Annotated in this window: 20 protein-coding genes and 1 pseudogene; 12 read left to right on the top strand and 9 right to left on the bottom strand. The window is 45.0% G+C overall.

The genetic code is table 11. The features are described 5' to 3' along the window. Positions 1 to 338: 338 nt before the first annotated feature. The 8 genes and pseudogenes from L6773_RS01535 to L6773_RS01500 all read right to left on the bottom strand — a co-directional run bounded on the left by L6773_RS01535 (position 339) and on the right by L6773_RS01500 (position 6,976). Positions 339 to 893, bottom strand: coding sequence for an adenylate kinase (locus L6773_RS01535; RefSeq protein WP_237852074.1), 555 nt, complete (start codon positions 891 to 893; stop codon positions 339 to 341). Between the two features lie 59 nt (positions 894 to 952). Further along, positions 953 to 1,309, bottom strand: coding sequence for a 50S ribosomal protein L19 (gene rplS / locus L6773_RS01530; RefSeq protein WP_237852073.1), 357 nt, complete (start codon positions 1,307 to 1,309; stop codon positions 953 to 955). 24 nt (positions 1,310 to 1,333) lie between these two features. Further along, positions 1,334 to 2,026, bottom strand: coding sequence for a tRNA (guanosine(37)-N1)-methyltransferase TrmD (gene trmD / locus L6773_RS01525; RefSeq protein WP_369431062.1), 693 nt, complete (start codon positions 2,024 to 2,026; stop codon positions 1,334 to 1,336). A 6-nt stretch (positions 2,027 to 2,032) separates the two neighbouring features. Beyond that, on the bottom strand, positions 2,033 to 2,575 hold the full coding sequence (gene rimM, locus L6773_RS01520; RefSeq protein ID WP_237852071.1) for a ribosome maturation factor RimM: 543 nt from the start codon (positions 2,573 to 2,575) through the stop codon (positions 2,033 to 2,035). 837 nt (positions 2,576 to 3,412) lie between these two features. Further along, a pseudogene (gene rpsP, locus L6773_RS21920) lies at positions 3,413 to 3,637 on the bottom strand (30S ribosomal protein S16); the annotation flags it as partial. A 74-nt stretch (positions 3,638 to 3,711) separates the two neighbouring features. Next, positions 3,712 to 5,052, bottom strand: a complete 1,341-nt coding sequence (ffh, locus tag L6773_RS01510; protein WP_369431060.1) for a signal recognition particle protein — start codon at positions 5,050 to 5,052, stop codon at positions 3,712 to 3,714. Between the two features lie 293 nt (positions 5,053 to 5,345). Then, positions 5,346 to 6,773: an IS701 family transposase gene (locus L6773_RS01505; protein WP_237852069.1), complete on the bottom strand. Its 1,428-nt coding sequence runs from the start codon at positions 6,771 to 6,773 to the stop codon at positions 5,346 to 5,348. Further along, positions 6,770 to 6,976: a hypothetical protein gene (locus L6773_RS01500; protein WP_237852068.1), complete on the bottom strand. Its 207-nt coding sequence runs from the start codon at positions 6,974 to 6,976 to the stop codon at positions 6,770 to 6,772. Before L6773_RS01500 ends, L6773_RS01505 begins: the two co-directional genes overlap by 4 nt. Positions 6,977 to 7,341: 365 nt before the next feature. Here L6773_RS01500 and L6773_RS01495 point away from each other — a divergent pair, with 365 nt between their 5' ends. The 10 genes from L6773_RS01495 to L6773_RS01450 all read left to right on the top strand — a co-directional run bounded on the left by L6773_RS01495 (position 7,342) and on the right by L6773_RS01450 (position 20,472). Continuing rightward, positions 7,342 to 8,076, top strand: a complete 735-nt coding sequence (locus L6773_RS01495) for a ferritin-like domain-containing protein (protein ID WP_237852067.1) — start codon at positions 7,342 to 7,344, stop codon at positions 8,074 to 8,076. Positions 8,077 to 8,106: 30 nt separating this feature from the next. Further along, positions 8,107 to 8,919, top strand: coding sequence for a ferritin-like domain-containing protein (locus L6773_RS01490; protein WP_237852066.1), 813 nt, complete (start codon positions 8,107 to 8,109; stop codon positions 8,917 to 8,919). Between the two features lie 453 nt (positions 8,920 to 9,372). Continuing rightward, positions 9,373 to 10,905, top strand: coding sequence for a sulfatase family protein (locus tag L6773_RS01485; RefSeq protein WP_237852065.1), 1,533 nt, complete (start codon positions 9,373 to 9,375; stop codon positions 10,903 to 10,905). A 307-nt stretch (positions 10,906 to 11,212) separates the two neighbouring features. Then, positions 11,213 to 12,349 (top strand): aldose epimerase family protein, encoded by a 1,137-nt coding sequence (locus tag L6773_RS01480; protein WP_237852064.1) that lies wholly within the window; start codon positions 11,213 to 11,215, stop codon positions 12,347 to 12,349. A 33-nt stretch (positions 12,350 to 12,382) separates the two neighbouring features. Further along, complete coding sequence (locus L6773_RS01475; protein ID WP_237852063.1) at positions 12,383 to 13,933, top strand: alpha-N-arabinofuranosidase; 1,551 nt, start codon at positions 12,383 to 12,385, stop codon at positions 13,931 to 13,933. An 11-nt stretch (positions 13,934 to 13,944) separates the two neighbouring features. After that, entirely contained in the window at positions 13,945 to 14,658 is a 714-nt protein-coding gene (locus L6773_RS21645; protein WP_237852062.1) for an NUDIX hydrolase, read from the top strand. 4 nt (positions 14,659 to 14,662) lie between these two features. Beyond that, on the top strand, positions 14,663 to 16,333 hold the full coding sequence (locus L6773_RS01465; RefSeq protein ID WP_237852061.1) for a ribulokinase: 1,671 nt from the start codon (positions 14,663 to 14,665) through the stop codon (positions 16,331 to 16,333). A gap of 110 nt (positions 16,334 to 16,443) precedes the next feature. Further along, positions 16,444 to 17,142, top strand: coding sequence for an L-ribulose-5-phosphate 4-epimerase (locus L6773_RS01460; protein ID WP_237852060.1), 699 nt, complete (start codon positions 16,444 to 16,446; stop codon positions 17,140 to 17,142). A 30-nt stretch (positions 17,143 to 17,172) separates the two neighbouring features. Further along, complete coding sequence (locus tag L6773_RS01455) at positions 17,173 to 18,579, top strand: L-fucose/L-arabinose isomerase family protein (RefSeq protein WP_237852059.1); 1,407 nt, start codon at positions 17,173 to 17,175, stop codon at positions 18,577 to 18,579. A 138-nt stretch (positions 18,580 to 18,717) separates the two neighbouring features. Beyond that, positions 18,718 to 20,472 carry a sodium:solute symporter gene (locus L6773_RS01450; protein ID WP_237852058.1) on the top strand — a complete coding sequence of 585 codons (1,755 nt, stop codon included), beginning with the start codon at positions 18,718 to 18,720 and terminating at the stop codon, positions 20,470 to 20,472. Here L6773_RS01450 and L6773_RS01445 read toward each other — a convergent pair whose 3' ends face one another. Beyond that, a complete protein-coding gene (locus L6773_RS01445) occupies positions 20,473 to 20,937 on the bottom strand; it encodes an MBOAT family O-acyltransferase (RefSeq protein ID WP_237852057.1) in 465 nt (154 codons plus the stop codon). It lies immediately after the preceding gene. A gap of 574 nt (positions 20,938 to 21,511) precedes the next feature. On the opposite strand from L6773_RS01445, the gene L6773_RS01440 reads away from it, so the two are divergent. Both L6773_RS01440 and L6773_RS01435 read left to right on the top strand, forming a co-directional pair. Continuing rightward, positions 21,512 to 21,730: a cold-shock protein gene (locus L6773_RS01440; protein ID WP_237852056.1), complete on the top strand. Its 219-nt coding sequence runs from the start codon at positions 21,512 to 21,514 to the stop codon at positions 21,728 to 21,730. A gap of 269 nt (positions 21,731 to 21,999) precedes the next feature. Beyond that, positions 22,000 to 22,218, top strand: coding sequence for a cold-shock protein (locus tag L6773_RS01435; protein ID WP_237852055.1), 219 nt, complete (start codon positions 22,000 to 22,002; stop codon positions 22,216 to 22,218). The last annotated feature ends 13 nt before the right edge of the window (positions 22,219 to 22,231 follow it).

The raw sequence follows: 22,231 nt of genomic DNA, 5'->3' as shown, positions 1-22,231 counted from the left end.
TGTGCCTTCGATTACTTTTCACTATGGGGTTCTCTTTTGGCGAAGGTGGATGACCTATTGATCAATACTGTAATTATTCTTTGGAATGGAAAATGGAAGCAGAGCTTCATTCATATGACCCGAAGGAGGACCTTCGGATCAAGGAAAAGTGACTTGAGCGATTAGCGAATGAACTCGGGGGATGTCCTTGGGATCAACATATTGAGCACACCCCTCTGAGTTTTTCAAGAACAGTTGAAAAACTCTGTCTCCCCTCAAAGGGAGACTCTGTCACTTCGCAATTATATAGATAGCCATCCTCTGAATCGAAGCACGAGCGGGACGCTCGCGCTATTTACCTAAGAAACAGCTTTCTTAATTCTCTCGAAAATCTCGTCTACGTCACCGACTCCGTTTATCTCTTCAACCAACCCTTGTTTTTTGTAATAGTTTAAAACGGGTTCAGTTTCATTTCGGTAAACTTCTAAGCGAGTTTTTACTTTCTCGGGAGTATCGTCTGTGCGTCCTTCGTCCCGGCTCAGAATTCGGTTGATGAGCTCCTCCTCCGGAACATCAAGCGTAACGAAGGCATCCACTTTTTTGTCGTTCTCTTCCAGGTATTGATCCAGCGCTTCTGCCTGGCCAACGGTTCGTGGAAATCCGTCGAATATCACACCTTCATCATACTTTTCATTGTCCAGTTCGTCGGCTACCAGTTCAACAACGGTTTCATCAGGAACGAGTTCACCGGAATCCAGGATAGACTTAACTTTCTTTCCTAACGGTGTTTCATTTTTGATGTTTGCCCGAAAGATATTCCCGGTTGATAGGTGGGGAAGATCAAAGTGGTTTACGAGTTTCTCTGCTTGCGTACCTTTACCTGCCCCGGGAGGCCCAAATAAAATGAGGTTCATGCTTTAACGTCGTCTGTTTTTATAAGTTTGTAGCTGATTCCAATAAGGGACCAAACAGTCTATTGTTTTTCCCTGGTATCTTTTTCCTGTATCCGGGCGGCTTTCCCTTTCAGATCACGAAGATAGAAGAGTTTTGAACGACGAACTTTACCTCGTTTCTTAACCTCAATTTTTGCAATAAATGGCGAGTACAACGGAAAGATTCTTTCAACGCCAATGTTCGAAGAGATCTTACGAACGATAAATGTTTTGTTGGCACCTTCGCCACGTTCATTAATTACAATACCTTCATACTGCTGAATACGTTCTTTCTCTCCCTCGCGGACTCGATAATGCACATTCACTGTATCGCCTGCTGTAAACTCCGGCAGATCGTCTCGCATTACGGTCTGTTCAACTAATTTCATTTTATCCATTTTGATTTCCTCGTTAGTGGGCTTTTAATGTTTCTTATTAAATTTTTTGTATAAATCGGGTCGTTTTTCTTTGGTACGTTTTTTAGCTGTTTCAAAACGCCATTCTTTAATTTTATTATGATCGCCGGACAACAACACCTCCGGAACTGATTTACCTCTGAATTCAGCCGGTCGTGTATAAACGGGAGCTTCTAAGAGATCTTCCTGGAACGAATCATTCAGGGCGCTTTCCGCATCACCCAAAACACCGGGTAATAATCGGACAATCGCATCTGTCATAACAAGCGCCGGAAGTTCACCGCCGGAAAGTACGTAATCACCAATGGAGTACTCTTTGGTGATCAGTTCATCCCGAACCCGTTGATCAATTCCTTTATAATGGCCGCACAAAAAAATCAGGTTTTGTTTGATGGATAACTCGTTGGCATCTTGTTGCTCAAAAGTGTCGCCATCGGGTGCGGTAAAAATGATCTCATCATACTCGCGTTGCCCTGTCAGTTTTTCGATACAGTCGAAAATAGGCTGGGCAGTCATCACCATGCCGGCACCACCGCCATACGGGTAATCATCAATCTTACCGTGTTTGTCGGTTGTGTAATCCCGCAGATCATGAACGTGAATCTCTACAAGCTTTTTATCCCGTGCCCGTCCAACAATGCTGGTCTCCAGCGGACTTGTCAGCAGATCGGGAACACCGGAAATGATGTCAATTCTCAGCATGATTTAAGATTCCGTTAACTGATCGAGGTTGATGCAAGAGATGATTCCATTTTCATGATCGGTATCATCTATATACTCATCAACCATTGGGATTAAAATTGTACCCGAACCGTGCTTGACTTCAAGGATCGGGTGAGCCGGATTCTTCAAAACATCCAGAACTTTACCGAATTCTTCGCCATCATATTTAATGATGTAGCCAAAAAACGATTCTTCATCATTTTCTTCAGGTTCAACTACCTCATCAAACAGGTCTGCTTTAATAAAGACAGCTTTATTCTGAGCCGTCTCTGCATCCGTGCGGTTGGCAATCATATCAAATTTTACAAAGAACGTTTGCTGATTTCGTTTGGTCTCAACATGTACGGATTCAATCCGGGAAGGAACCAGATCGGTGCGTTCGTTTTTCATATAAAACAGATCAGCCCGATCAAAAAGGTCATCAGCAAAATTATGGTTCGGCATAAAGCGGACAACACCTTCCAGTCCGCGAGGCCTGCCGATACGGCCTATCTCAACAAACCGGTTTCTTATGGATTGTACCATTACCGGTTCCTTTTACATTTATTCAGAGTCAGACTGCTTGCTTTCCCAGGCGCGCTGTACAGTTACACGATCTTCATCTTCAGGTACAAAACCTTCTAACTCCTCAAGTGGAGTATTTTTGATGTGATCAATCGCCTCGTTCGCATTCATATCGGTAGAAACAGTTCCGGCTTCAGCCTTTTCTTCCTCTTCGTCTTCTTCGGATTCTTCAGACTCAGTTTCAGCTTTGGCTTCTTCTTCGTCCTCATCTTCATCCTCTTCATCAGATTCGGCTTCTTCCTGTTTCTTATCTTCAGCTTCTGGTTTAGTCTCTTCCTCAGCTTCTTCGGTATCAGCTTTCGCTTCAACCTCTTCTTTTACTTCAGGTTCTTCCTCTTTGGTTTCCGCTTCAGCAGGAGTTTCTTCTTCTTCTTCTGTTTTCTCCTCAGCATCGGCTTTCACATCTTCCTCAGCTTCCTCTTCAGCTTCTTTTTCTTTGGACTTTGCTTCAGCTTTCTTCTTGGTTTCTTCAGCTGATTTTTCCGCCTTTTCTAAAGCAGCTTCAATTTCACCGGCGGGAGTCTTAGGAGCTTCGTCTTCTTCCTCCTCGTCCTTAGCTTTGGCTTCTTCCAGTTTTTTCTTTCGCTCTAATTCTTCTGCTGCCTTGGCTGCTTTCTCTTCAAGCTGTTTTTTATACTCTTTCTCTTCGGCTTTGAGGAGTTCTTTCTGTTGAGCTTTACGGCTGGTATCGTCTTCTGACTTGGCTTCGCGGGCTTCTTTCCACTCGGTAAGAGCTTCCTCAATCTCTTCGTCGGATTTGCCCCAGCGCATAAGGTGCATTTTGTACATAATACCTTCATGTTTCAAAATATTTCGCACGGTATTGCTTGGTTGTGCACCGATTTTTAACCAGTGAATAATTCGCTCTTCATCATAAGTGAGCTCCTTATTTTCACTTGCATTGTCGTATCGGCCGAGCCGTTCAATAATCCGCCCGTCTCTTGGAGAGCGGCTGTCTGCTGCCACGATATGGTAATACGGCCGTTTTTTTCTTCCTCGTCGTTGTAAACGTAACTTAATCAATGATGTACTCCTGTATTGTTATGTTGGTAAATTTGTTTTCATTTCGTCATTCAGAATGACAGTATCAATAATTTTTATTTGCCGAATGGCAGATCTTTGAGCCCCTGCATGGCCTGGCCCATTTTGCCCATCTTGCTCATAGACTTCATCATCTTCTTCATCTGGTCAAACTGCTTGATCAATTGATTGATCTCGCGAACGCTTGTACCGGATCCTTTAGCAATTCGGCGGCGACGCGTTCCATTCAAAATCTCCGGGTTATGTCGCTCTTCCGGGGTCATGGAATTGATGATCGCCTCAATGGGCTTGAATGTGTCTTCACTTAAATCTGCATCTTCAACAGCTTTTCCCGCTCCGGGAATCATTCCTACCAAGTCGGAAATATCTCCCATCTTTTTGATTTTCTGGATTTGATCGTAAAAATCAACAAGATCAAATTTGTCGGAAGTTATTTTTTCCTGCAGTTTTTTGGCCTGCTTCTCGTCGTACTCCTGCTGGGCTTTTTCCACGAGGGAAACAACATCACCCATTCCAAGAATTCGCTGAGCAAGGCGGTCGGGATAAAAAGGTGAAAGAGCATCGAGCTTCTCACCGGTACTCATAAATTTGATCGGTTTTTCAACAACCGACCGGATAGAAAGAGCTGCACCGCCACGAGTGTCCCCATCCATCTTCGTTAACACGACCCCATCAAAATCGATGGTTTCGTTAAATGCTTTTGCTGTATTAACCGCATCCTGGCCGGTCATGGCATCCACGATGAACAAAATCTCATCCGGTTCAACCGAGCTCTTAATCTCTGCTACTTCGTCCATCATCTTCTCATCAACGTGGAGTCGGCCGGCGGTGTCAATGATTACCGTATCCAGTGCCAGGCTTTTGGCCATCGATACCGCTTCTTTTGCTACACGAACGGCGTCTTTCTGTTCGATTGAATAGACCGGCACATCAATTTCTCCGGCCAGTGTTTTCAGCTGATCGATCGCTGCGGGCCGGTAAACGTCTGCTGCAGCCAGAATTGGATTTCGGTTATTCTCTTGCTTGAGGTAGCGAGCTAATTTCGCTGAAAATGTTGTCTTTCCGGATCCCTGTAATCCTGCAATCAAAATTACAGTTGGTGGTTGATGAGCCACGGCGATATCCGAGCGTTCTTCGCCAAGAATTTTCACCATCTCATCGTAAACAATCTTTGTAAACTGCTGACCGGGGTTAACGCTATTTAAAACGTCGGATCCCATTACGCGTTCTTTTACTTCATCAGTAAACCGGCGGGCAACTTCAAGGTTTACGTCTGCATCGAGGAGAGCTCTTCTGATCTCCCGAACGGTCTCGGCGATGTTTACATCAGTGATACGTGCCTGACCTTTCAGGGACTGTACAGCTGATTCTATTTTAGAAGACAAATCTTCAAACATTACACAGGTACATTTAAGTAGTAGTATTTCAAATATTGCAGAGTCTCCAAAAATACGCACATCCAGATGTATTATCAACATCAATGTGGATAATTTTTCCCAGGATGATTTTGAGCAGTATAAAGTCCACTTTGAAGGGGGTTAGGGGCATGACCGCTCTTGTATATAAGTAAAAAAATATGTTGAGAAGTCGTAGGAATAAAAGTGCCTTTAGCTACATGTTGAATTGGGCGAAAGCCCTAGTTTGAGTGGAGTATCACATCCGTTGGCTGAAGCCAACGTCTGGAGTTTGGCTAATATCTCATGTTTATTAGTGCCGAGATGGCCGGGTTTGCCTGTTTTTTAGCGGTTCTCCTCTGATGGTCTCTGGCCACGAAGTCGGAGAAACTCCATCCAAGATACCGGGTGTACTCCTCTGCTCTGAATCGATTGCAAATATCCCCGGTTGTCCAGCGATCTCCATGTTTACGTGGATACCACTTTGCCCTGCACAGATGGGTAAGGACTCCCTGGCGGCGCAGCCGATCTGCTGCGACCATCAGCAGACTATACACACCGGTCACAAACTGCGGCACAGTCTCGGCCGAGCGTTCATTACGCACCTGCGCCTGTCCACATCCCATCAGGGTCTTTTGCTCACGAAAGTTTACCTCAATTTCCCATCTCCACAGATAGGCTTGCAGAATCCTCTCAATGGAATGCTCCAAATCGTTACAAATAAGATAGGCTGGTTGGCGGTACAGAATCTTTGAGGTGTTACTGAGCCGGTAGCCAAGTGGACGGATAATAATCAGTTGAAGTGTCTGATTGCCACCGGCAGAGCGCCACTTGACAGGGGATATGATTTTCACGTCAAAGGTATGCTCGCGACCGGCGGCAAACCCTTTCACGGATTGCCAGGCAATCGCCTCATCGCGGCGGAGCTGCTCCGGAGTGGGGAGTCGCTCGCCATAGACCCGCCGCCGGCCCGTTGGCGGTTGCCCGTCTGCAGGCCGGTAGAGCTTCGCATCCTTTCGAATGCGCCCCACAAGGGTTGTGCGCTCGGGCAGGTATTTCACAATTTCCTTATTGGTATAGCTTCCATCGACGCTTACGATCATATGGCGTCCGGCTCCGCCCGCCTGATCTACCCGATCACGCAGCTGGGTCAGACCTTCTCGTCCAACACGGGTTACTTTGCTTGCGGTCAGGCTGCTGTGATAGGCCTCCCATTGCCCGGCAGGCGCTTCCTTTCGGGGTTTGACCGGCGAGGGCGCATGGGTAAAGGTAACGGGAATGGCCCGTGCCCGACAGGATCCCTCCGAGTCCGGACACGCAACCGAGAACTGGACGAACCGCTGCCCCCAAATAAAATTGGTATGAAAGGGTGGACCCAGTGGATCCCGTCGCCACTTGGTCCCCGGTATTTTTCGGCCAGTCTTTCGGATCAACGTGTCATCAAGATGGGCAACAATCAACTCGTCATCCGGGAGCATATCGATTGTCTGGCGCAGGCTCACGTCCAGCAGACGCTGCGGATCCACCCGCTGCTGGCTGAACAACCGATAGGCGGCCGACCAGTCGGCAAACTGCCGGCCGGCCCCACACAGTAACCCGGAAATGGTGCGCTTGCCGGCGCAGTTAAGAAGACCGGTGGCCAGATCGCGTGCCCTCCGGCGGGTTCGCGGCTGCATAGCTTTCGGCATGGCCTGCTCCCAGAGTCTGTCAAAGAGTGCGTTCACCGAGTCTTCGGGAGTTTTTTTTTGAGCGAGGCGACAAGATCTGAATCTCGCTTTAGCACCAGGTGCTGCTGGTCGTCAACAATCCACTCAACAACTTCACCTTTTTGAAACTCCATTGCCTCGGCAACGGCAGCCGGCATGTTTACGTACCACTGCTGACTGGCTTTTCGATTAATGAGCTGCATTTTGGTTGGATATCCCATAGGTATTGGATAAAATTAATAATCTAGTGATGTAACTAGATAATAAGATCGTAAAAAACCCTATCAAATCCATCATGAACCACATTTTTATTATAAGCTGTCTATCTTTATCTAGTAAAAGCCAAACTCCAGCCGTTGGCTGAAGCCAACGTTAATAAAGAAAGAAAATATTTAAGATTGAGGTCAATATAATAAAGTTTGAAAAGCGGGATAATTGCGCCATTCTCCTCAAACAAAAGAACAAGTTAAGAGATCTTAATTTTATTTCGTCCAAATCCAATCTGGTTCTCTGTTCACTTCGTACCCATTAGTGAAGACAGTAAAAAATCACAAATCATAAACAATGAAATAACAGAGGAAACAATATGTCTGACGAAAATAATAACCTTTTGGATAAGACGATGAGCAAGGGATTATCGAGAAAAAAATTCCTGAATTACGCAGGTACGTCTGCCGCTACCGTTTTTGCTTTTGGCCTGGCCGGTTGCAGTGATGATAACCCAATGGGAATGGATGATGATGAGAATGAGAATCAGATGGTGAATCTGGGCTCGGGAGATCTTGGCGTATTGAATTACGCGTACGCACTTGAACAGCTTGAAGCCGCTTTCTACATCGCCGTATTGGACTCTGCTTACAGCGGAATGAGTTCTGAAGAAGGACAAATCCTTGAAGATCTGCGAAATCACGAAGTGGCTCACAGAGATTGGTTCAAAGCCGCGATTTCCAGTGTTGCACCAAACGGAATTATTCCCGGCCTGACTCCCGATTTCAGCTCAGTTGATTTTTCTGATCGTTCAAGTGTTCTGGCAACAGCCCAGGCATTTGAAGATCTGGGAGTCTCTGCATACAACGGTGCAGGTCAGCTGATTGAAAGCAAAGATTACCTCGTGGAAACGGGTAAAATTGTATCTGTAGAGGCACGGCACGCCGCCGCTATTCGATCCCTGATCGGCAGCAGCAATACTTCGTTCGCAGGTGATGGTATCATCGACGGAAATGGTCTTGAGATGACAAGAACGCCAAACGAAGTTCTTTCCATTGCTCAGAGCTTTATTACCGAGCAGATCGACGGAAGTAACATGCCCCAACCTCAATAAACAAATTTAAAGACCTAAGGAGACAAGATTATGAGTTTGATTAAATTTTTAGATCAGTTTAACGACGATGAGTTCAACTCAGAAGCGAAAGACAAATTCTTAAGCAGAAAAGATGCATTAGGCAAAATGACGGATTTCAGCAAGAAACTTACCCTCGCGGCTTTACCCCTGGGAGCAATTTCTGCTTTTTCATCACCGGCTAAAGCACAATCCACAGATGAACTGATTGGCGTACTAAATTATGCACTGACTCTGGAGCATCTTGAAAATGAATTCTATGCGATGGGGAATGCCCAATCCGGTTTAATTCCAAGCGGAAAAGACGCTGATATCTTTATGCAAATTGGTAAGCATGAACAGCAGCATGTTGATTTTCTAATTGATACAATCGGAACACTTGGTGGAGAACCCATCGAAAAACCCACCTTTGATTTTACTGTAGGCAGTGCATTTGATCCGTTTAACGTGTATGACCAATTCCTGGCACTTTCACAGGCTTTTGAAGACACCGGGGTTCGTGCCTATAAAGGCCAGGCACCGGCTGTTCAGGGAGTTCCACAGGTGTTGACTGCAGCCCTGGCTATTCATTCTGTTGAAGCACGTCACGCATCAGAAGTACGACGACTTCGAGGCTTGAAGGGATGGATTACCCAGGCTGAACGCGGAGCAGGCATGCCGGAAGCAACGCAGGCAGTTTATGCCGGCGAAGACCAGACATCACAATTAGGAGTTGAAGTTACCTCTGTTACAGATGTTGGTGCAGACGGCGTGACTGAAGCCTGGGATGAATTCCTGACAATGGAGGATGTTACAAACATCGCCAGCTTATTTATCACTTCATAAATTCTTCTACCCGGGTTCCCCAAATTATTGGTGAGCCCGGTCCCTATTTTGAGTGGACAATCTTTTCAACTTTTCTACTGCGTTGATAAAAATTTATTGATATGAACCCGTTTACCAGTTAAGAACCTTCAAGAGTCCGAAGGTCCTTGAAGAGTTCGTTTGGTGGCGACCTCATCATGCTCACTTCTATTGCTAACTGATAAAAGCGTTGATATGAATATTCAACCTGGAGGTTGAGGTTGCTAAAGACATTGATATTGGTTTAGTCATTTTCAGAACGACTCGTTGTCATAAGAAATTCTGACGGCGATCCCCGATATCACATACGTCCGAAGTTCCACGGAAAGCCAGGTATGATATGCCTGATTTTTTTATACCTGCCAATCTTGGCAATCCCAGATCACTTTTGTATATATGAGATGAGTGAAAACCTTTTCAACAATCTTTAGGATCATGGGACTTCAAACTGCCAATCAACAACATCGGATCTTTCTTATAACTTTTGTTCTCGCCATTTCTATAATGTTTGCCTCTTGCAATCAATCGCAAGATAGTACTACGAATGAGGAGCCCCCCAATATTCTGCTCATCATGTCAGACAATCACTATTACAAGCATCTGGGAACCTATGGTGATCCTGTGGTTCAAACTCCAAATATTGACAAAATTGCTGAAAATGGTGTCCAATTTATGAACGCGTTTTGTGCATCTCCCTCGTGCACCCCGGCTCGCGGAGCCATGTTGGCTGGACAAGATATCTGGAGAATTGGTCAGGGCGCCAATTTATGGAGCACGCTTTCTGATACCATAACTACCTATGTAGATCTGTTGGAAGAATCGGGCTATACCGTAGGCCATTCAGGAAAAGGATGGGGACCCGGAAACTGGGAAGCGGGCGGACGAGATCGAAATCCGGCCGGATATACATTTGAAAGTTTTGGCGAATTCCTGGATCAGAAAGAGTCCGACGCTCCCTGGAGTTTCTGGATCTCCTCACGAAATCCTCATCGCCCGTTTACCTACGATGCCGGTGTGGAATCCGGTATGAATTTGGATGAGGTTGAAGTTCCTCCTTATCTGCCGGATGTACCCGAGGTTCGTGAGGATATGACTGATTATTACTATCAAATTCAGCAGTTTGATGAAGAAGTGGCTACAGCTATTGCGGCGCTTGAAGAATCAGGTCAAATGGAGAATACCATTGTCATGGTTACAGCCGATAATGGCTGGATGATGCCGCGCGGACTTGCTAACCTCTACGATTTCGGTACGCAGATTCCGTTGATTATCTCTTGGCCGGGGCATTTTGAATCAAACAGAAAAGTGGACGATCTCGTGAATTTGAATGATATTGCGCCCACAATTCTCCAGTTAGCCGGAGTTGAAGTGCCTGATGAGTTTACCGCGCAATCACTCTTACCAATTCTGGAATCCGGCGAGGAAGGACAAGTTCTTGAGGAAAGAGATGAGGTGTATATCGCCAGGGAACGTCATGCGATTGCAAGACAGGGCGGGCCTGGTTATCCGGGCCGGGCGATCCGAACGCATGATTACCTTTATATTTATAACTTTGAACCAGACCGATGGCCGGCCGGTGATCCACCTCTTTTTGCGGATATCGATGCTCATATGCTTCAGTACGAAAGTCCCACCAAGGAGTACATGATGATGCACAAGGACGATCCCGAGGTTGGTCCGTTGTATGAAGATGCATTTATGAAGAGGCCGCAGATGGAGCTGTTTGATCTGAACCGCGACCCTTATCAAATGAATAATGTGGCGGACGATCCCGAGTACCAGGATGTACAACAAGAGCTCCATGAACGACTGTTTTCATACCTGAGAGAAACCGGAGATCCACGTGTTACAGGCGGAGAATTTACCTGGGAAGATCAACCCTATTATTGGGAAGACGACTGGGTTGGAACCCCGCGTGAAGAAGCTCAGGAGAAGTTTGATCTGGAAGAAGAGTATCCTTATCGGTAAAAAACTTCTTTAAAGAGAGATTAATTAAGAATGTTGCAGACCGATTCAAGAAATCCTTGAACCTCTTGTAAGTTGTTTCCCGGGCGAAATCGCTACTCTATTCGTCCGGGTAAATGACGTAATAATAGCTTTTCTGATAAAGAATTAGAGAAATCTTACATAACCTGTAAAAAAGCGCTTGCAAATCCCATTCAGGTTCTGTTAATTCTAATAAGTGTAATATTTACACCTAAATATTTTTATTAAATATTCGGGTAAAAAGATGGGCGGGTTCCTGCCCAAGCCAAAACATGAAATCATACGATTGATGAGAATAAGAAAAGGAAAACCAATTCAATTATTGTCAGCTATTCTTTTGCTAACAGCATTTTTTGCTTGCACATCGGAACAGGATCAAACGGCTGACCAACAGATAGAAACAGAGGAGTTTGGAACCATGGATGACGGACGATCAGTTGAGCTTTTTACACTCACCAATGAAAATGGAATGAAAGTTTCCATCACCAATTATGGTGGAATTGTCACTTCCATTAGAGTACCTGATAATGATGGAAATATTGAAGATGTAGTTTTAGGCTTTGATGATCTTGAGAAATATAAGGCAGGTCATCCCTTTTTTGGAGCTATTGCCGGCCGCTATGCCAACCGGATTGCAAATGGGCAATTTGAGTTGAACGGTGAAGTGTATGAGTTGGCGAGAAATAATGGGGAGAACCACCTTCACGGGGGAAATGAAGGCTTCGATAAAAAACTTTGGGATGCTGAAGTGAACGAAGATGAAAATTCTGTAACGCTCAGTTATCTCAGTCCCGATGGCGAGGAGGGATATCCCGGAAATCTGGATGTAGATGTTACATACACACTGACCGAAAACAACGAACTCCAAATCGACTATCACGCGACCACGGATAAAGCTACGGTCGTTAACTTAACCAATCACTCCTATTTTAACCTGAGTGGAGATCCTTCGCAGGGAATTCTGGATCATCTCTTAACAATCCAAGCCGATCGATATACTCCTGTTGATGAAGGCCTGATTCCAACCGGCGAACTTCGTGCCGTTGGAGGAACACCTTTTGATTTCACTGAGCCTGAAACGGTAGGTGCACGAATTGAATCAATCCCTCCTGGTTATGATCACAACTACGTGTTAAACAATCCCAATTCAGGAGTTCGAAAAATTGCCACAGTTGAGCATGAAGAATCCGGACGAATCATGGAGGTGTATACAGATCAGCCCGGAGTCCAATTATACACAGGGAATTTTCTGGATGGAAGTATAACGGGGCACCACAGGGTTCCCATCGAACAGTATGCAGCGCTTTGCTTGGAAACTCAAACCTTTCCCGATTCACCAAACAAACCGGATTTTCCAACCCCGGTATTAAATCCGGGAGAAACCTACGAAACCACCACAATTTACCAGTTTAAAGTCAGTGAGTAACATTCAATACCTATAAATCAAATTCTGTCTGCCATGAAAAAAATAGTCTGTTTATCAATTTTTCTAAGCTTTTTCATATTAGCATCCTCACAAGCTCAGAATAACAAGATTGTTATTAATGCCGACCAGGAAGTGAGTACCATCAGCCGCCATATTTACGGTCACTTTGCCGAACACCTGGGAGAGGGAATTTACGGCGGTGTATGGGTGGGTGAAGATTCAGATATCCCAAATACAAATGGATATCGAACGGATGTGCTGGAAGCTCTTCAACATTTAGAAGTTCCCAATATTCGGTGGCCCGGTGGTTGTTTTGCAGATGAGTATAACTGGAGAGATGGAATAGGCCCGATAGATGAACGCCCAAATACCATTAACACACATTGGGGAATGGTGATTGAAGACAACAGTTTTGGTACGCACGAATTTCTAAATTTTACAGAAATGCTTGGTGCCGAACCGGTTGTAGCGATGAATGTTGGAAGCGGTACTCCGCGTGAAATGCAAAACTGGATTGAATATATGAATTACGATGGCGACAGCGACCTGGCAAATCTCCGGCGTGAAAATGGCCGCGATGAACCCTGGGGTGTGAATTATGTTGGAATCGGAAACGAGAGCTGGGGTTGCGGCGGAAATATGGATCCCGCGTACTATTCCGATCTCTACAAACGCTTTGCAACGTATGTACGCGATTACAGCGGCAATGAAATTACCAGGGTTGCGAGCGGCTATTCGAATGAACAGTATTATTGGACGGACAAAGTAATGGAGGAGGCATCTCATATGTTGGATGCTATCTCCCTCCATTACTATACCATTGCCGGTGAAAGCTGGACGAACAAAGGCGCCTCCGTCAACTTTGGAGAAGACCTGTACTTTGATGGCATTCGGAAAGCCCTTCGCCTTGACGAATTTATTCAGGGTCACAAAAATCGGATGGACGAGTATGATCCTGAAGAACGAGTGGGACTCTTTGTGGATGAATGGGGTATCTGGACGGATCCGCTGCCCGGATCAAACCCCGGATTTTTACAGCAGCAGAACTCTCTTCGAGATGCACTGATCGCCGCCATCTCCCTGGATATTATGAATAAACACAGTGATAGGGTTTGGATGGCTAACATCGCCCAGATGGTGAACGTGCTGCAGGCTGTGATTTTAACCGAAGGCGATCAGATGATCAAAACGCCGACCTACCATGTGTTTGATCTCTACAGGGTTCATTTCGATACAGAATTACTTCAAACAAACTCAACGATTACAAGCTACGGACACGGTGGCGAGGTGATTCCGTCCATCAGTTATACCGCTTCTAAAAGTGATGATGGACGGATTAACCTCACCATTACAAATTTAGACGCGGACAATACCCAGGATGTTGAACTCGATTTTCGTGGGATTGATCATCTTGGAACAGTCTCAACAGGGATGATTCTTACGGCAGATGAAGTCAGCTCGATAAATACTTTCGAGGATCCCGAAAATGTCATTTTACAGGATTTTAGTGATCACGAACTGGACGGAACCACTTTGTCAGTCACGCTTCCATCAAAATCTGTAGTAATGTTGACAATAGAATAACAACGGATAAGGTGTTACCAAACCAATACGAAAATATTGATCGGTTCCCGGTTGCCCTCGATACGATTATCTTCGGATTCGATCGGCAGAACCTCAAGTTGCTGCTGATAAAAAGAGATTTTGAACCGGAGAAAGGTAACTGGTCTTTGATGGGAGGGTTTCTAGAGGCGGATGAAAGTCTTGATGAGGCCGCTTCACGAATCCTTACAAAACTAACGGGACTCAAAAATATCTACCTCGAGCAGTTGTACGGGTTTGGTGAAATTGATCGAGATCCGGTTGAACGAACCATTTCCATCGCCTACTACTCGCTGATAAATATTCATGACCATAACAAAGAACTTGTAGAGAAATACAGCGCCCGGTGGTTCCCGATTGATGACCTGCCGGATCTGATTTTTGACCATCATAAAATGGTGGAAGCTGCGAAGGGACGGCTCAGGCATAAAGCGGCAACACAGCCGGTAGGTTTTGAACTGCTGCCTGAAAAATTTACGCTGCCTGAACTCCAACAGTTGTACGAATCGATCTACGAAACCGATCTGGATAAACGAAATTTCCGGAGAAGAATCCTTTCAATGAATGTGCTTGAAAAAACGGATGAAAAGCAGAAGAAATTCTCAAAGAAAGGAGCCTATCTGTACAGGTTCGACAGCAAAAAGTTTGAAAAACAGAAGGCTGAAGAGAATGGTGCCGGGTTAAGTTTTAAACCACCAAAAGTGTGATACAATGAGTTCATCTAAACCAAAATATGTCATTGGAGTCGATTTCGGGACCGATTCCGTTCGGTCTGTATTGATTAACACCAGCGGGGAATATATCGGGGATGCCGTCCACTACTACTCCCGATGGAAAGAGGGATTATTTTGTGATGCATCAGCGAATCAATTCCGTCAGCACCCCCTCGATTATTTGGAAGGATTGACGGAAACAATCACCCGGGTTTTGGATGAGGCAGGTGATGAGATCAGAAAAAATGTAGTCGCCGTTTCGGCCGATACAACCGGGTCGACCCCGGTAGCTGTCAACAAACAGGGAACGCCTCTGGCACTGACGGAAGGATTTGAGGAGAATCCCAATGCCATGTTTCTTCTTTGGAAAGATCACACCGCTATTAAAGAAGCCACAGAAATTAATGAGTTGGCAGCGAATTGGGAGACCGACTACACCAAATATGTGGGTGGAATATATTCCTCCGAATGGTTCTGGGCGAAGATTTTGCACACACTTCGAGTGGATGAAAAGGTGAGAAAAAATGCCTGGAGTTGGGTGGAGCACTGTGACTGGATTCCCTTTGAGCTGACCGGCGGAGATGATATCGCCAAGATGAAACGAAGCCGGTGTGCAGCCGGACATAAAGCGATGTGGCATGAAGAGTTTGATGGTCTGCCAGGGCAGGATTTTTTAAGTGAATTAGATCCGCTTTTGGATGGTATTCGTGATCGCATGTTTCAGGAAACCTATACATCCGATCAGCCGGCCGGAACTCTTTCAAAAAAGTGGGCAAAGAAACTTCGACTTAGTGAACAAGTTGTGGTGGGTGTGGGCGCATTCGACGCCCACATGGGTGCCGTAGGTGGAGAGATAGAGCCCTATTATCTGAGCAAGGTAATGGGCACCTCCACTTGCGACATGCTCGTCGCTCCTCATGAAGAGATTGAAGGAAAACTGATTAAAGGTATTTGCGGACAGGTGGATGGCTCGGTTGTTCCCGGTATGGTGGGGCTTGAGGCGGGTCAATCCGCTTTTGGGGATGTGTATGCATGGTTCAAGGAAATTCTTCTCTGGCCGGTTCAAAACAGTAAGGTGATTGACGAAGAAACCCGCCAAAGGTTGCTTGTTGAGTTAAATGATTCGTTGATCCAGGAATTGGAAAAAGCTGCTTCAAAAAATCTTTCAATTGATGATGAAAAATACCTAACAGCCCTCGACTGGTTGAACGGCCGACGAACTCCGGATGCCAATCAGAATCTAACTTCAGCGATTGAAGGAATGAATCTTGGAACCACAGCTCCGGATATGTACCGGGCGCTGGTTGAATCGACCTGTTTTGGCGCCAAAGCGATTGTGGATCGATTTATTGATGAGGGGATTCCGATCAAAGGAATTATCGGGATGGGAGGTGTCGCGAAGAAATCTCCTTATGTGATGCAGATGATGAGTGATGTTCTGAACATGCCGATTCGGATTGTGAAATCAAATCAGGCTGTTGCGTTAGGAGCTGCGATGTTTGCTGCCACAGCTACCGGGGTTTTCCCAAAAGTTGAGGAAGCGGTAGAAGCAATGGGAGCAGGATTTGAAAAGAGATATGAACCGGAACCTGAAAGGGTGAATCACTATCGCAAAAAGTATGAGAGTTATAGATCTCTCGCGAATACGGTGGAAAAAAGAATTTCATAATTATACCAGGCCTGTCAGGTTTGGATCTTCATTCTCATAAATAAAGATCCATGGGTAAAGAAACCTGTCAGGCCTCAAAGGACACTTAAAATTGACACCAGAATAGATAAATGGGCAAATACGATTCCATCAAACAGGCCGCCTACGAAGCCAATATGCAGATTGATGCATTTGGATTAGTGCTGTTTACCTTCGGCAATGTCAGTGCCGCCGATCGGAATGAAGAAGTGTTTGCCATCAAACCGAGTGGCGTGCCGTATGCGGACTTAGCGCCGGAAAAAATGGTAATTGTTGATTTTGATGCGAACGTGATTGAAGGAGAACTTCGTCCCTCATCCGATACAAAAACCCACGCCGTTCTCTACAAGCACTGGCCTGAAATCGGCGGGATTGCCCATACGCATTCCACGCATGCCACCGCCTGGGCTCAGTCCTTGAAAGATATCCCGATCCTTGGAACCACCCATGCCGATCACCTGACGGTGGATGTTCCCTGTGCCCCACCGATGGCCGATGAGATGATTGAAGGAAACTACGAGCACCAAACGGGATTCCAGATTCTGAACCTGTTTGAGGAGCGAAACCTATCCTACAAAGAGGTAGAGATGATCTTGGTGGGAAATCACGCGCCGTTTACCTGGGGCGGTTCAGCCGAAAAAGCAGTGTATAACAGTGCCGTTTTGGAGCAGTTAGCGGAAATGGCGTACCTCAGTTTACAGATCGATCCGGATGTTTCGCGCATGAAAGATTCGCTGATCAAAAAACATTATGACCGGAAGCACGGCGATGATGCCTACTACGGTCAGTAATAATTACAAACTTTTGACAAGAATAAGATTATGACGACCACCCAAAAAAGAAAGCCTAAAATTGGATTGCTGGGCATTATGCAAGAGCTGTACGATAAATCACTTCCGGGGATCACCGAGAGGCAGGAAAATTATGCCCGTGACGTTTGTGATCAGTTGTCAGATGTGGTTGATTTTGATTTTCCGAAAGCCGCCCGTAACAGGAATGATATCGAAGAGATCCTGGCTGATTTCAATCACAAAGGATTGGATGGGGTGATGATTGTGATGCTGACATACGGTCCGGCGATGCGAACGGTTCGCGCTCTTCAAAAGAATAACCTGCCCATTTTGCTGGCAAACATTCAGCCTGAACCGGAAGTAACCACCGATTGGGATATGGCTGACCTCACCTATAACCAGGGAATTCACGGTGCGCAGGATATGGCGAATGCGATCATCCGAACACATGGTGACAATTTTGAGGTGATTTCCGCCAACTGGAAAAGTGAAGAGTTCAAAAATTATGTAGGTGATTGGGCAAAAGCTGCTCAAACCGCTGCTGCATTGAAGCGAATGCGAATTGCATCGATCGGGAAGATGCATGGAATGGGCGATACACTTACCGATGAAGCTGCTTTCACGCGGATCATTGGACCGGAAGTAAACCGGGAATATATGGGGGAAGTTTATCGGTCGATGGAAGCAGTAACCGATGAAGAGATCGATGAACGCATTATGGTTGAAAAAAACCGGTTTGATGTGGATGACGACATGCCGGAGAAAAATCTGCGATATGCCGTTCGGATGTATCTGGGCTTCAAAAAGTTTTTAGAAGAGAATAATTACCAGGGATTTTCCGCGCATTTCGACACATTTAAAGGCGACGGCCGGTTTGAACAGATCAATATGCTGGCCGCTTCCAACCTGATGGCTGAAGGGTACGGATATGCCGCGGAAGGCGATACCAACACGGCGAGCATGGTAGCTGCAGGGCACGTGCTTGAAGACGATGCTCATTTCACAGAAATGTATGCGATGGATTTCAAACGCGAATCGATGCTGATGAGCCATATGGGCGAAGGAAACTGGAAAATCGCCCGAAAAGACAAACCGATTCGGCTGGCAAATCGTGTGTTGGGAATTGGTGATCTGGAGAATCCGCCTACAACCGTATTTATGGCTGAGCCGGGTCCGGCTACAATGGTTTCACTGGTCCATTTAGTGGGAGAAGAGTTCCGGCTTGTAGTGTCTTACGGAGAAATCTTGGATACCGAAGAGTATCCCACGATAGAGATGCCGTATTTCCATTTTAAACCCGCCAGCGGGCTTCGTGAATGTAATGACGGATGGTTGAAATCCGGTGGGACGCATCATCAGGTTCTGCATTTGGGCGATCAAAGAAGGAAATGGAAAATGCTCTGCAATATTTTGGGTATCGAGTATAGAGAAGTTTGACAAACCTTCAAGCGTCCGCAGGTCCTTGAAGCGTTTTTGAGAAAATGATTCGTGACGCTTGAAGGATTCCGACAAATTCGTCAACGCTTCTGGGACACTTAAATTCACTAATCACAAAAACATTTAATTCTACTCGCTATGGGTATACTCGCCGCTCTGGACTGGGTCATTATTTTCGCTTATTTCTTGCTGATTTTGGGGATTGCCTGGTGGGTCATCAAACAAAAAACCGATACTGCTTCTGATTTTTTCCTTGCCGGACGCCATTTGGGTTGGTTTGTTGTGGGGACATCCATTTTTGCATCTAACATTGGCTCTGAGCATTTGGTTGGATTGTCTGGGACGGGAGCAACGGATGGAATGGCATTAGCCCATTATGAACTGCAAGCCTGGTGTTTGCTGATTTTGGCGTGGGTGATGATTCCGTTTTACGTTCGATCGAAGGTTTATACGATGCCTGAATTTCTTGAGAGAAGATTTTCACCTCTCGCACGAACACTTCTTTCTACTGTTTCACTTATAGCGTATGTGCTCACAAAGATTGCGGTGGGCATATTTGCCGGTGGCATTGTGCTTAGCGTATTGCTGCCGGAGCTGCAATTCATGGGGATGAATAGCTTTTGGATTGGGTCAATAATTGTCATTGTACTGACGGGAATTTATACGGCTCTTGGCGGTCTTCGGGCAGTCGCCTACACAGAAGCCATTCAGGCGATAGTTCTGATTATTGGCTCGCTCTCTGTTTTGTATTACGGAATTCAGGCCATCGGAGGGTGGGGGCCATTGGTTGATACCGTAGGTTCTGAAATGTTTAATCTCTGGAAACCGATTGTGCCGGAAGGAGTCAATTCAACATGGGCGCCGATTATTACTGATAACCAGATGGCCTGGTATTTTAATGATCAATACCCTTGGGTTGGAATGCTATTTGCGGCTCCTATTGTGGGATTGTGGTACTGGACGACAGATCAATATATCGTGCAACGAGCGTTGGGGGCACCGAATGAGGAACAAGCACGCCAGGGCAGTATTTTTGCCGCTTTCCTGAAACTGTTGCCAGTGTTTCTGTTTATCATCCCCGGAATTATCGCTTTTGCGCTGGCTAAATCAGGAACCATCGCCGAGATGCAGCAACACATGATCGGAGCAAATGGCGAGGTGATTCGTGAAAATGCACAGGCGGCTTTTCCAATGATGGTTGCCTACATCCTACCCGTTGGAATTCGGGGATTGGTTGTTGCCGGTTTGCTTGCAGCGTTGATGAGTTCTCTCGCCGGGGTTTTTCATGCTTCATCTACCCTGTTCACGATGGATCTTTATAACAAGATCAAACCCCAAACCTCAGACCAGGAGTTGGTATGGGTTGGCCGTGTGGCTGTTGGAGTTATGATTGTTGTAGGCCTGCTATGGATACCGGTGATCCAGGGTAGCCGTGGCCTCTATGATTATCTGCAGGGAATTCAATCGTACCTGGCCCCGCCTATTTTTGTGGTTTTCTTCATGGGGATTTTTAACAGTCGATTAAATAAAGAAGGGTGTTTATCAGCGCTGATTGTCGGAATTGTACTTGGCCTCTTTCGTTTGGCGGTTGACACACCTGCATTCCTGATGGATGATTTTGCCTATACCGAAGGATCATTTCTGTGGATCGTAAACAACATCTTTTTCCAATACTACAGCCTGGGAATGTTCTTGATCTGTATTGCCGTGATGGTTGGAGTGAGTTATGCAACCTCTGCACCTGATCAAAGAAAGATATCGGGCCTGACTTATCAAACTCTTACTGAAGAAGACAAGCGAGAATCACGGGCAAGTTGGGGGACAAAAGAAGTCGTGTGGTCCGTTCTTCTGATGGTGATCATTTTTGTGATCTACATCTATTTCCAAGGATAATCATAAATCAGCTATCAAAACGACAACTCCATAGGCAATTAAAAAACATAAAATCAGGTAACTAAGGTTGGAAATTATTCGGGTAGATCTGCTTTTGTCTGCCCAACTGATGTTACCCATTTCAATCAAAATCAGCCCCATTCCCAAAAAGAAAAACCATGTTGTAAACAGGAATCGAGTAGTTCCTCTAACTGCAATTGTTGCCATATCGTGAACTAAGCCGCTGAATAGAAATGTCAGTAGAATAGCTAGAGGTGCCGGCAGAAACTTTTTCAAGGGAGAGTGAATGTATTTTCCTAAAAAGTAGCCAAAGATTGGATTCCAGTATTGCCAGAAAAGTTTTGGAGATTTTGCGCCCAGGGATCGCCTCAACATTTTTCGCAACGATCCAGAAGCACCCATGGGAACCCCTGTTCGGCGAATGATATACTCATCAAGGTTTAAAGTTTTTTTGGGGGATTTCAACAATTTTCAATTTGTGAAAAAATTAAGAAATAAATAGAACATGGAAATAAACCAACTGGCTTTAGATACTATTCATACCTTCGAAGGAATATTTTATCGCTTTAAATAGCACAATCAAAAAATAGGTCATATATATACTCATATTTATAATGCCAATTCGAATGAGTTCAGGTGTCAAATAAAGCCTATTGAGGATTGATCCATTTCAGTTGTTACATAATACATCGATCCTAATGCTATCAGCTGGAAAACACCCAATGTAAAACAAAGCCACATATGAGTTCTTAAATTTTTCATCATCTCTATCTTTAATTAATCAGTATCTATTTTAATAATCACGTTACTTTTTGGTTCAGAACTACTGTTTAAAGGTTACCGGGCAATTTTCTTCCCCAAATCATTTATTGGTATTCCGCTTAAATCCCCTTAATTTATGGACTCAATTTAATTCACACCTACGAGAGGGTGTACAGTAATCTTCTCTGGAAACGATTTGGTAACGCAATTCTTTTTAGTATGGATGAACACAGCACCTGACCGTACGTGTTCATAACAATACACTACTATACTATTTATGTCACAACAAGGAAAAGTAAAATTTTTTGATCCAAAAAAAGGATTTGGATTCATCAAGCCGGAAGACGGCGGAAAAGATATTTTTGTTCATAGAAACAATGTTGATGGTTTAGGTCCTAACCAAGCTCTTGAAGACGACGAAAGCGTTGAATTTGAGGTTGAAGAAACACCTAAAGGTCCAAGCGCAGTAAATGTTGTAAGTTTGGACTACGTATAGGCTCTCAAAGAGAATACGTAAAGAAAACACAAAGCCGTATCTGAGAAGATGCGGCTTTTTTTGTTGTATATATATTAAAAGAAAGTTGTTTTTAGCTATTCAAAATTATTTATAGGTATTCTCCATAAACCCTCGTATTATTATTGTTCAATTTAATTCACACCTGCAAGAGGGTGATAGTAATCTTTTCTGAAACGATTTGGTAATGCAACTCTTTTTAGCCCGGATGAACACCTGATCGTATGTGTACAAAACAATACATTATTATTATGCCACAACAAGGAAAAGTAAAATTCTTTGACAAAACAAAAGGCTTCGGTTTTATCCAGCCTGATGAAGGAGGAAAAGATATTTTTGTTCACAGAAACAATATCCCGGATCTAGGCCCCAATCAGGGTCTTGAAGATGACGAAAGAGTAGAATTTGATGTTGAGGAGACACCAAAAGGACTTAGCGCAGTAGATGTTAGGAGCCTGGATTACGAATAAACATTCGGATTCA

The sequence above is a fragment of the Rhodohalobacter sulfatireducens genome, from assembly GCF_022012475.1.
Lineage (GTDB): Bacteria > Bacteroidota > Rhodothermia > Balneolales > Balneolaceae > Rhodohalobacter > Rhodohalobacter sulfatireducens.
This window is presented reverse-complemented; position numbering and strand designations above follow the sequence as displayed.

Bases quoted from the DNA above. Each gene is read 5' to 3' on its own strand.
- L6773_RS01535 (WP_237852074.1), bottom strand. From the start codon at position 893: ATGAACCTCATTTTATTTGGGCCTCCCGGGGCAGGTAAAGGTACGCAA.
- rplS (WP_237852073.1), bottom strand. From the start codon at position 1,309: ATGGATAAAATGAAATTAGTTGAACAGACCGTAATGCGAGACGATCTG.
- rimM (WP_237852071.1), bottom strand. From the start codon at position 2,575: ATGGTACAATCCATAAGAAACCGGTTTGTTGAGATAGGCCGTATCGGC.
- ffh (WP_369431060.1), bottom strand. From the start codon at position 5,052: ATGTTTGAAGATTTGTCTTCTAAAATAGAATCAGCTGTACAGTCCCTG.
- L6773_RS01500 (WP_237852068.1), bottom strand. From the start codon at position 6,976: ATGGGATATCCAACCAAAATGCAGCTCATTAATCGAAAAGCCAGTCAG.
- L6773_RS01495 (WP_237852067.1), top strand. From the start codon at position 7,342: ATGTCTGACGAAAATAATAACCTTTTGGATAAGACGATGAGCAAGGGA.
- L6773_RS01490 (WP_237852066.1), top strand. From the start codon at position 8,107: ATGAGTTTGATTAAATTTTTAGATCAGTTTAACGACGATGAGTTCAAC.
- L6773_RS01485 (WP_237852065.1), top strand. From the start codon at position 9,373: ATGGGACTTCAAACTGCCAATCAACAACATCGGATCTTTCTTATAACT.
- L6773_RS01480 (WP_237852064.1), top strand. From the start codon at position 11,213: ATGAGAATAAGAAAAGGAAAACCAATTCAATTATTGTCAGCTATTCTT.
- L6773_RS01475 (WP_237852063.1), top strand. From the start codon at position 12,383: ATGAAAAAAATAGTCTGTTTATCAATTTTTCTAAGCTTTTTCATATTA.
- L6773_RS01465 (WP_237852061.1), top strand. From the start codon at position 14,663: ATGAGTTCATCTAAACCAAAATATGTCATTGGAGTCGATTTCGGGACC.
- L6773_RS01460 (WP_237852060.1), top strand. From the start codon at position 16,444: ATGGGCAAATACGATTCCATCAAACAGGCCGCCTACGAAGCCAATATG.
- L6773_RS01455 (WP_237852059.1), top strand. From the start codon at position 17,173: ATGACGACCACCCAAAAAAGAAAGCCTAAAATTGGATTGCTGGGCATT.
- L6773_RS01450 (WP_237852058.1), top strand. From the start codon at position 18,718: ATGGGTATACTCGCCGCTCTGGACTGGGTCATTATTTTCGCTTATTTC.
- L6773_RS01440 (WP_237852056.1), top strand. From the start codon at position 21,512: ATGTCACAACAAGGAAAAGTAAAATTTTTTGATCCAAAAAAAGGATTT.
- L6773_RS01435 (WP_237852055.1), top strand. From the start codon at position 22,000: ATGCCACAACAAGGAAAAGTAAAATTCTTTGACAAAACAAAAGGCTTC.